The 883-nt window shown below is 35.3% G+C and carries 1 protein-coding gene; it reads right to left on the minus strand.

The annotated features are described in order from the left end of the window. Window positions 1-99 precede the first annotated feature (99 nt). Window positions 100-883: transposase (locus SLH52_RS23270; RefSeq protein WP_320211564.1), on the minus strand; the 784-nt coding region annotated here is incomplete at its 5' end.

Genomic DNA, 883 nt, shown 5'->3' on the forward strand with positions numbered 1-883 from the left:
GAGGCTGGGACATAACTAGCTAAAAAAATAAAGAGAGGTGAATTTGAGCTTACTAAAATTCACCTCTCTTTATTTTTGTACTCGAATACTTTTACTATCTTAGTTGTTTGCAGTGAATTTATTTAAATTCACTGCCATTAACGCAAGGCCCATTTCATTTTCCACCTTCGATTTTCCACGTACAGAAAATCGAGAGAAACACAAATTCGCCTTCAAAAATCCAAAAACTGGTTCCACATCGATTTTTCGTTTTCGATAGATGGCACCCGTTTTCTCTTCTGAAAGCTTCGCCCTTACATATTCTTTTTGCTGTTCCCATTTTTCATTCACCATTAGTTTTCGGTTGTTTCCTTCTTTTGCTTTTGTACATGACGAACGAAATGGGCATGAGGAACAGTCTTCACATTCATAGATTTTGAACTTCCGTTCAAAACCTGTACGGTCATTGCAAATAGAATGATAATGAAAGTGAAGCCGTTTTTGATTAGGGCATGTATAGGTATCTGTTTCCTCATCATACTCCCAATTGTCGGGATTAAATGTGTTTTGTCGGTATTTTTTCTTTTGTTCTTTTAAATACATGTTATATGTAATAAGTGCTTCTCGTTTTCTATTAGAAAGGATATCATTATAGTTCTGTTCACTGCCATAACCTGCATCTGCAACAATGTGGTTCGGTAACTCAAAATAATGTTGCTCAATTTCATCTAGAAATGGAATTAACGTACGTGTATCTGTTGGGTTTGAAAACAAACTATAGGCTAGTGTGTATTGACCTTCTGTTGCGATTTGTACATTGTAACCAGCTTTCAATTGTCCGTTTTTCATATAATCATCTTTCATTCGCATAAATGTCGCATCGGGATCTGTTTTAGAATAACTA

The sequence above is a fragment of the Cytobacillus sp. IB215665 genome (assembly GCF_033963835.1).
In the GTDB taxonomy this organism is placed as follows: Bacteria; Bacillota; Bacilli; order Bacillales; family SM2101; genus Nanhaiella.